Raw genomic sequence first — 9,001 nt, 5'->3', positions numbered from 1 at the left:
GCCTCGGCGGATGCCGCCTTCGACGATCCGGTGATCGCCCCCCTGGTCGCCGCCCGCGAGGTGGCCCGGGCCGTGGGGGCGCAGACCACGATCATCGACGAGGCGCCCGCGACGCTGACCCACCTGCGCACGTTCCTGAACAGCAACTCCGTCCACCAATACGCCGCGATGCGTGGCGGCGTCCTCGGCTGGGGCATGCCGGCCGCGGTCGGTTTCTCGCTCGGCATCGACCGGGCCCCCGTGGTCTGCGTCGTCGGCGACGGGGCGGCCATGTACTCGCCCCAGGCGCTCTGGACGGCCGCGCACGAAAAACTGCCGGTCACCTTCGTGGTGATCAACAACGCCGAGTACAACATCCTGAAAAACTTCATGAAGGGCCAGGCGCACTACGCCTCGGTGCGCGCCAACCGCTTCATCGCCATGGATCTCACCGACCCGCGCGTCGACTACCTGGCGCTGGCCACCTCCATGGGCGTGCCGTCCCGGCGGGTGACCCGGGCCGCCGACATCGCCCCGGCGATCGAGGCCGGGATCCGGTCGGGGGGCGCCAACCTCGTGGAGGTGATCGTCCGGGCGAGCTGACCGGGGAGCGCCCGGGGGCATCGACCCAGAACACGGGCGGTTTCCGAGGGCCCGGCGGCCGATTCACGTCGCCTGCCGGACCTCCAATGTCTGTATGGACGGACATGCGGGGTTCGGCATGAGCATGCCGACCTTCACCAGCCGCGCGTTCGATCGCGAACCCGGACGCATCAAGCGCGCCGCCGCGGACGGCCCCGTGAACATCACCGAGCGCGGTCGGCCGATCATGGCTGTCCCGCCCTACGACGCCTACGAACGCCTGAAGGCTGCCCCCGGCACCATTCTCGATGCCCTCGACATGGAGGGTGTCGGCGACATCGACATCGACTTCACCCGGCCAGCCACGTTCCCGCGCCCGGCGACCGATGTACCTTCTGGACACCGACGGCCTGTCCGAACGCCGCAGGCGGCGCAGCGGCAGGATCAGTTCTGTGGTTGAGAGGTAGTCTACGCAGGTCGACCCAAGCAGCCTGCACCGCTCCGCCATCGCGGTCATGGAGGTCGAACTCGGCATCACTCAACTGGACCGCCGCGACCCCCGCCAGGCCTCTGCTTTGCGGCTCTGGCTGCACGAAGGTGTCCTGCCCGCATTCTGCCGATCGACACGGCGACCGGCGCGACGCTGCTCAACCCCTTGCGAGAGGGCCGCCCCCTCTGGCGGGCAGGGCAAGGAAAGGGACCCGGGGCGGCTCTATTCCAGCCCCGGGATCGGCACCCCGAAGGCGGCGGCCAGCAGCACCATGTTGAGGCCGAGCACCAGGGCCGCCCCGGCCATGGCGGCGGCCTGGGTCAGGGGGCCGTTGGCGAAGGCGCCCATCACGCTGCGGCGGCGGGTGAACACCACCAAAGCCACCATCGGCACCGGCAGGGCGAGCGACAGCACCACCTGGGACAGGACCAGGGCCCGGGTCGGGTCGACGCCGATCGCCACCACGGCGAAGGCCGGCAGCATGGTCACCAATCGGCGGACGATGAGCGGGATGTGCCAGCCGGTGAAGCCCTGCATCACCATCTGGCCGGCGAGCGTGCCCACCACCGAGGAGGAGATCCCGGAGGCGAGCAGCGACACCAGGAAGGCGGCCCCGGCCGCCGGCCCGAGCAGGGGGGTCAGGGTGCGGTAGGCCTGGTCGATCTCGGCGACCTCGCTGTGGCCGGCATGGAAGGCGGCGGCCGCCATGATCACCATCGCCATGTTGACGAGGCCCGCCAGCAGCAGCGCCACCACCACCTCGCGGTTCGAGAAGCGCACCAGCTGGCGCCGGTCGGAATCGTCGCGGGGGCTGCCCCGCCCCTGGGTCAGGCCCGAATGCAGGAACAGGGCGTGGGGCATCACGGTGGCGCCGATGATGCCGACCGCGATGGTCAGCGCCTGGGCGTCGGGAATCCGCGGGGTGACGAGCCCCTTGGCGGCGTCCGCCCAGTCCACCGGGGCGATGGCGAGTTCGACCGCGTAGCAGAGGCCGATCGTGCCGACCATCACGCCGATCGCGATCTCCAGCGGTCGGAACCCCTCCTGTTCCAGCAGCAGGATCGCGTAGGTGACGATCGCGGTGACCGCCATGCCGGCCATCAGCGGCATGCCGGTGAGCAGCGACAGCCCGATCGCGCCGCCCAGGAACTCGGCCAGGTCGGTGGCCATGGCGGCGACCTCGCTGATGCCCCACAGGCCGAGCCGCACCGGCAACGGCGTCGCGTCGCGGCAATGCTCCGCGAGGTTCTTGCCCGTGACGATCCCGAGCTTGGCCGAGAGCGCCTGGAACAGCATCGCGGTGATGTTGGCGAGCAGCACCACCCAGAGCAGGCCGTAGCCGTAGCGCGCGCCGGCCTGGATGTTGGTCGCGAAGTTGCCGGGATCCATGTAGGCGATCGACGCCGTCACGGCGGGGCCCACGAACAGCAGGAACCGGCCCCGGCCGCCCGGCCGCCCGTCGAGCGTGTCGCGGATCGCCTGCTCCGTGCGCCGGCTCATCCTGCCGAGCGCAGGGCCCGCCGGTGCCGTTCCTTCGGGCGCACGTCCCTCGGGCATCTGCCCTCCCGGGACCGTCGCCGCATCCGGCGTTGCCATGCCTCACCCTTTTCTCAAAGATATAGCTTGGGCTATATTCAAGGGATCGGCCGCGCGTTTCAAGGGGGCATTTAAGGGGGGGCGCGACCGCGTCGCGGGACTCCCCTCTCCCGGGCGGATTTTGCTAACAAGGGTCGGGCGGCGCCGGGGGGCGGCGAGAGGGAGAGCCGATGCAGGAACCGTCCGAGCCGGGTGCCTCCGAAACCCAGGGCCTGCCCGAGACCGCTCTGGTCGATCCTGAGCGGCACGTGGAGAGCTTCCGCCAGGCCCGCGAGGCGCGGCGTTCCGAACTCGTCGAGGATTACGTCGAGCTGATCGACGACCTGATCGGCGACGGCGGCGAGGCCCGCCAGGTCGACATCGCCGCGCGCCTCGGCGTGGCCCAGCCCACCGTCGCCAAGATGCTCAAGCGCCTGTGCGAGGACGGCTTCGTCCAGCAGAGGCCCTATCGCGGTGTGTTCCTGACCGAGGCCGGCCGCCGGCTGGCCGCCCAGGCGCGCGAGCGCCACCGCATCGTCGAGCGCTTCCTGTGCACCCTCGGCGTCAGCCCGGAGACCGCCCGGCGGGACGCCGAGGGGATCGAGCACCATGTCAGCGCCGAGACCCTAGCGGCGTTCCGCGCCTTCGTGGAGGGGCGGCAGGAGACGTGATCGGGCACGGACCGCGTTGCATCCGAGGGACAGAGAAGCACCGTGTGCGCCATGCGGGCTCGGCTTCCGAAGTCGCACGTGCCGCCGCCTATCGGGGCTGATTCGGATGAGCCGATGGCGCTCAGAAGCATCGACGGGTGGTGGCAGGGTGGCTGAGGGCACCTGATGCAATGCCCTGTGGTCAGATCCGCCCACGCGAAACGCCTGATGCTTGCCGGCGCGCTGGCGGTGGCTAAGTTGGGCCTCGGCCCGGACGTACGCTGTGAAATCATCGCTGGTGCAGCGCGATCCGCGTTCATGGATACCTGGCTCGGGCACCAAGACCGACCGGTGGGTTGGGACTGGGCCGGGCTGTCGTCCGACTTCCAGAACAACCATCCCAAGTGCTTCAACGCTGCGATCTGGCACGACGAGACGCTGTGTGGGTTGGCGATCGGTGCCGTGAACCAAGACAGGTTCGTTGCCTTGGATTTCCTTGAGGGCAATCCAGATCCGACGCATCCGCTCAAAGGGCAGGTGATCGCGATCGCCCTGACTATGGCGGAAGCCTACAGGCAGCTGATCGGTGTGCCGGAGCTACGGCTTCATCACGTCGACCCGGACCTTATCCCCTTGTACAAAAGGCAAGGCTTTGCGCTTGCGCCCGATCTGGCTGACTCTCATCATATGGTCCGGAGGTGATCTCAGTGCCGAAAGCTGCGCCCGTGACGGAACCGACGGTGACCAACCGCAAGGTGACCCGCGGCCGTATCCTCAGGCAGGCGCATCGACGCCTGCCCGACATCGAGCAGGCAGCGGCGGCTTTCATGGCCGCTGATCTCCCCTGGTTGGCACCAGAGGCGAGGGACGTGCTTGCGGCGACGCCAGAGGTTTACGGTCGGCCGGACGGTAAAGTACTCCCGCCGCCCGCGAAGAGAGTTCGGCGTTAACACTTCGGCCGACCGTCCGGCACTCATACCGTCGGCGCCGCCACCTTCTGCCGCAAACCCAAAATCACCGCGCGGAGCATCTCCGCCCCTGCCTCGCCGGGATCCGGCAGGGTTCCGGAGCGGGAGGCGTAGATCCGCTCGTGCACGAAGGCGAGCTTGGCGATCACCGTGGGGGTCAGCTTGAACGGGTAGAGCGCCGGCTGGCCCATGCTGTGGGACAGGGAGTTGATCGCGTAGGTCAGCGGCAGCCACGCCTCGATCAGCCGGTCGAGGTCGTGGGTGTCGTAGGGGTCGAAATCGATCACCGTGGGCGCCGTGGTGGCGTTGCGCAGGCGTGGGCGCACGTGCAGCTCGAAGGTCGAGGCGGTCTCCACCGTGTCGACGATGTGCAGGTAATGCGCGAAGGTCTCGGCGAAATCCTCCCACGGGTGGGCGGTGGCGTAGGCCGAGACGTAGGAATCCTCCCACTCGGCCGGGGCGCCGTGGGCGTAGTGATCCTGCAGGGCGCGGACGTAGTTCAGGCTCTCGTCCCCGAACAGGGCCCGGAACGCGCCCATGGTCGGCCCGTTCATCACCAGCAGGTACCAGAAATAATGCCCGATCTCGTGCCGGAAATGGCCGAGCAGGGTGCGGTAATGCTCCCCGAACAGGATCCGGCGGCGCTCGCGCTCGACGTCGTCGGCCTCGGCGATGTTCATGGTGATCAGGCCGTTGATGTGGCCCGTGAGCACCGGCGGCCCGTAGGAAAAACTCTCGGACGGATCGACCAGGAAATCGAAGGCCAGCCCGTCGGTGTACTGGGCCCGGGTCGCCAGGGGCAGTTCGAGGCGCAGCAGCGAGTAGAACAGTCGGCGCTTGGCCGCCTCGATCTGGCGCCAGCGGGCGAGGTTCCAGGATTGCGACAGGTCCGGCACCACCCGGTTGTGCCGGCAGGCGGTACAGAAGATGTCGGGATCGTCCTCCGGCACCAGCCAGTTGCAGGCCCCCGACAGGGCGTTGTTGCAGTAGCGGTAGCGCCGTCCGGAATCCGCGTAGGCGTGGAAGGTCTGGGCGCCGCCCATCGCCGGATGGGCCGAGAGGCCCATGGGCTCCAGGGCCGAGACCTCGTGTGCCGCGCAGACATAGCCCAGCTTGCGCGCGCAGCTCTCGCAGGCGGTCGCCTCGAAGGTGACCGGCTGGTCGCAGGCCTGGCACTGGAAGAGCTTCATCGCGCGGTCCCGGACCGGTAACCGGCCCACCTTTCGATCAAATGAGCGCGACCGGCAAAGTTCCGGCCAAGGTCGGCGGCGCTCCGCGGACGCGGAGGGCGCCGCACGAAAATTGCTTGTGACCCCATCCTTGGCACATAACCGCGCGGTGGGCTCGGCGATCGACCCGCCGCGGCGCCCGGTGCCGGCTACGAGACCGCATTCGATCCTTCAAACGGAGCCATCGTGTCGATCAAAGCCGCCCTGCACCATGTCACGCATTACCGCTACGACCGGCCGATCAGCCTCGGTCCCCAGGTGGTGCGCCTGCGCCCGGCTCCGCACGCGCGCACCAAGGTGCCGGCCTACGCGCTGAGGGTGACGCCCGCCAACCACTTCCTGAACTGGCAGCAGGATCCGAGCGGCAACTGGCTCGCCCGCCTGGTCTTCCCGGAGAAGACCGACGAGCTGAAGATCGAGGTCGACCTCACCGCCGAGATGGCGGTGATCAACCCGTTCGACTTCTTCGTGGAGGATTACGCGCAAATCCGGACCTTCTCGTACGAGCCGGACCTGTCGGAGGAGCTGGCCCCCTACCTGATGCCCGTGGACGCGGACGGGCCGGAGATCGAGGCGCTGCTCGCACGGCTCCCCGAGGAGCCCAGCACGGTGCTGTTCCTGGTGGCTCTCAACGGCCTGATCGCCCGCGAGATCGCCTACGGCGTGCGCCTGGAGCCGGGCGTGCAGACGCCGGCCGAGACGCTGCGGCTCAAGAGCGGGTCGTGCCGCGATTCGGCCTGGCTGCTCGTGCAGGTGCTGCGCCGGATCGGGCTCGCGGCGCGCTTCGTCTCCGGCTACCTGATCCAGCTCGTGCCCGACACCACCGCGGTCGACGGCCCCGCCGGCGCGTCGGCGGACTTCACCGACCTGCACGCCTGGGCCGAGGTCTACCTGCCGGGCGCCGGCTGGATCGGCATGGACGCGACCTCCGGGCTGCTCACCGGCGAGGGCCACATCCCGCTCGCCGCGACCCCGCATTACCGCTCGGCCGCGCCGATCTCGGGGGCGGCCGAGCCGGCCAAGACCGAGTTCGGCTTCGAGATGCGGATCACCCGGGTCGCCGAGACGCCGCGGATCACCAAGCCGTATTCCGAGACGGTCTGGTCGGCCATGGACGCGCTCGGCGAGCGGGTGGACGCCGACCTCGTGGCCCAGGATGTCCGCCTGACCATGGGCGGCGAGCCGACCTTCGTGTCGGTGGACGATTTCGAGGCGCCGGAATGGAACATCGCCGCGGTCGGCCCGACCAAGCGGCGGATGGCCGACACGCTGATCCGGCGCCTGCGCGACCGGTTCGGCCCGGGCGGGCTGCTGCATTACGGGCAGGGCAAGTGGTACCCGGGCGAGAGCCTGCCGCGCTGGGCCTTCGCGCTGTACTGGCGCAAGGACGGCAAGCCGATCTGGAGCGACCCGGCCCTGATCGCCCCGGAGGTGGGCGAGGGGTCCGAGGGGACCGCCACGATCGCGCAGGCCAAGGCGTTGGCCGACGCGCTGGCCCGCCGGCTCGGTCTGTCCGACTACGTGTTCCCGACCTTCGAGGACGGCGAACTCTGGGAGAAGAAGGCGGCTGACCTGCCGGTCAACGTCACGCCGGCCGCCGCCAAGTCCGGCTCGGTGGAATTCGACGCCCGGATCCGGCGCGTCTACGCCCGCGGCCTCGGGGAGCCGGCGGGCTACGTCCTGCCGCTGGCGAGCCTGCCCACCGGCAAGGACGGCGATTCCGACCGGGTCTGGATCTCCGAGAAGTGGGCGTTCCGCCGGGGCCAGGCCTTCCTGGTGCCGGGCGATTCGCCCCTCGGCTTCCGGTTGCCCCTGTCGTCCCTGCCCTACGTGCCGCCCGAGCACTATCCCTACTACCAGCCGCAGGACCCGCTGGAGCCCCGCGGGCCGCTCCCCGACGATCCCAAGGCCGCGACGGTGGTCAACGGGGCCGGCATCACCGGCGTCGCGGTCCGCACCGCGCTGGCGATCGAGCCCCGGGACGGGATCGTGCGCGTGTTCATGCCGCCGACCCAGCGGGCCGACGAGTATCTCGAACTCGCCGCCCACCTCGAGGCGGCCGCCGCCGAACTGAGGCTGCCGATCCATGTCGAGGGCTACGAGCCGCCCTACGATGCGCGGATCGGCCTGATCAAGGTCACCCCCGATCCCGGCGTGATCGAGGTCAACGTCCACCCGGCCGCGTCCTGGCGCGAGGCGGTGGCGATCACCACCGACCTCTACGCCGAGGCAAGGCAGACCCGACTCGGCGCGGAGAAATTCATGGTCGACGGGCGCCACACCGGCACCGGCGGCGGCAACCACGTGGTCATGGGCGGCGTCACCCCGGACGATTCGCCGTTCCTGCGCCGGCCCGACCTGCTCAAGAGCCTCGTGCTCTACTGGCAGCGTCACCCGGCGCTCTCGTACCTGTTCTCCGGCCTCTACATCGGTCCGACCAGCCAGGCCCCGCGCATGGACGAGGCCCGCCACGACGGGCTCTACGAACTGGAGATCGCGCTGGCCCAGATCCCGGCCGCCGACGCGCCCAACATCCCGCGCTGGCTGGTCGACCGGGTGTTCCGCAACATCCTGGTGGACGTCACCGGCAACACCCACCGGGCCGAGATCTGCATCGACAAGCTGTACTCGCCGGACGGTCCGACCGGGCGCCTCGGCCTCCTGGAGTTCCGGGCCTTCGAGATGCCGCCGGACGCCCGCATGAGCCTCGCGCAGCAATTGCTGCTGCGGGCCCTTGTGGCGTGGCTGTGGCGCGAGCCGCAGACCGGGGGTTGTGTCCGCTGGGGCACGAACCTCCACGATCGCTTCATGCTGCCGCATTTCCTCTGGGCCGACTTCCTCGGGGTGCTGGAGGATCTGCGGGCGGCGGGCTACGCTTTCGACCCGGTCGCCTTCGAGGCGCAGGCCCAGTTCCGCTTCCCGGTCTTCGGCGTGGTCGAGCAGGGCGGGGTCCGGATGGAGCTGCGCCAGGCGCTGGAGCCCTGGCACGTGATGGGCGAGGAAGGGACCAGCGGGGGCACCGTGCGCTTCGTCGACAGCTCGGTCGAGCGGCTTCAGGTCAAGGTCGAGGGCTTCGTGCCCGAGCGGCACGTCATCGCCTGCAACGGGCGCCGGCTGCCCATGACCGGCACCGGCCGCGGCGGCGAGGCCGTGGCGGGCCTGCGCTTCAAGGCGTGGCAGCCGGCCTCCTCGCTGCACCCGACGATCCCGGCGCACTCGCCCCTGACCTTCGACATCCTCGACGTCTGGAGCGGGCGTTCGCTCGGCGGCTGCCGCTACCACGTCGCCCACCCGGGCGGACGGAACTACGAGACCCACCCGGTCAACGCCTACGAGGCGGAGGGGCGCCGCCTCGCCCGCTTCGAGCCCCTCGGCCACACGCCGGGCCGGGTCGAGATGCCCCGCGCGGAGACGAACCCCGAGTTCCCGCTGACCCTCGACCTGCGCACGCCGGCCCCGACATGACCGGAGCCCGGTGATGGAGGCGGCGCTCGCGGCCGGCGCCGCCCGGACCGAGGCGGGCGAGAG

Annotated in this window: 7 protein-coding genes; 5 read left to right on the top strand and 2 right to left on the bottom strand. The window is 70.0% G+C overall.

Going from position 1 to position 9,001, the window contains the following annotated elements:
* Positions 1 to 582 (top strand): thiamine pyrophosphate-dependent enzyme (locus FV228_RS13115; protein ID WP_246693898.1); only part of this gene is annotated, 582 nt, incomplete at its 5' end.
* Between the two features lie 124 nt (positions 583 to 706).
* Complete coding sequence (locus FV228_RS13110) at positions 707 to 1,021, top strand: type II toxin-antitoxin system prevent-host-death family antitoxin (RefSeq protein ID WP_187277728.1); 315 nt, start codon at positions 707 to 709, stop codon at positions 1,019 to 1,021.
* 252 nt (positions 1,022 to 1,273) lie between these two features.
* On the opposite strand, the gene FV228_RS13105 is transcribed toward FV228_RS13110, so the two are convergent.
* A complete protein-coding gene (locus FV228_RS13105) occupies positions 1,274 to 2,647 on the bottom strand; it encodes an Nramp family divalent metal transporter (protein WP_147855026.1) in 1,374 nt (457 codons plus the stop codon).
* 170 nt (positions 2,648 to 2,817) lie between these two features.
* Between FV228_RS13105 and mntR the strand changes: the two genes are divergently transcribed.
* Complete coding sequence (gene mntR / locus FV228_RS13100; protein ID WP_147855025.1) at positions 2,818 to 3,297, top strand: manganese-binding transcriptional regulator MntR; 480 nt, start codon at positions 2,818 to 2,820, stop codon at positions 3,295 to 3,297.
* A 207-nt stretch (positions 3,298 to 3,504) separates the two neighbouring features.
* Positions 3,505 to 3,978 carry a hypothetical protein gene (locus FV228_RS13095; protein ID WP_147855024.1) on the top strand — a complete coding sequence of 158 codons (474 nt, stop codon included), beginning with the start codon at positions 3,505 to 3,507 and terminating at the stop codon, positions 3,976 to 3,978.
* Between the two features lie 271 nt (positions 3,979 to 4,249).
* Here the strand turns inward: FV228_RS13095 and FV228_RS13090 are convergent, their stop codons facing one another.
* Positions 4,250 to 5,434: a putative zinc-binding peptidase gene (locus tag FV228_RS13090; RefSeq protein WP_147855023.1), complete on the bottom strand. Its 1,185-nt coding sequence runs from the start codon at positions 5,432 to 5,434 to the stop codon at positions 4,250 to 4,252.
* Between the two features lie 225 nt (positions 5,435 to 5,659).
* Between FV228_RS13090 and FV228_RS13085 the strand changes: the two genes are divergently transcribed.
* Positions 5,660 to 8,938, top strand: coding sequence for a transglutaminase family protein (locus FV228_RS13085; RefSeq protein WP_147855022.1), 3,279 nt, complete (start codon positions 5,660 to 5,662; stop codon positions 8,936 to 8,938).
* Positions 8,939 to 9,001 lie beyond the last annotated feature (63 nt).

It is taken from the genome of Methylobacterium sp. WL18 (genome assembly GCF_008040015.1).
Taxonomy (GTDB): Bacteria; Pseudomonadota; Alphaproteobacteria; order Rhizobiales; family Beijerinckiaceae; genus Methylobacterium; species Methylobacterium mesophilicum.
This window is presented reverse-complemented; position numbering and strand designations above follow the sequence as displayed.

What these genes read in the sequence shown, in the direction of transcription:
- FV228_RS13105 (WP_147855026.1), bottom strand. Translation starts at nt 2,647, where the DNA reads ATGGCAACGCCGGATGCGGCGACGGTCCCGGGAGGGCAGATGCCCGAG.
- FV228_RS13095 (WP_147855024.1), top strand. Translation starts at nt 3,505, where the DNA reads ATGCTTGCCGGCGCGCTGGCGGTGGCTAAGTTGGGCCTCGGCCCGGAC.
- FV228_RS13090 (WP_147855023.1), bottom strand. Translation starts at nt 5,434, where the DNA reads ATGAAGCTCTTCCAGTGCCAGGCCTGCGACCAGCCGGTCACCTTCGAG.
- mntR (WP_147855025.1), top strand. Translation starts at nt 2,818, where the DNA reads ATGCAGGAACCGTCCGAGCCGGGTGCCTCCGAAACCCAGGGCCTGCCC.
- FV228_RS13110 (WP_187277728.1), top strand. Translation starts at nt 707, where the DNA reads ATGCCGACCTTCACCAGCCGCGCGTTCGATCGCGAACCCGGACGCATC.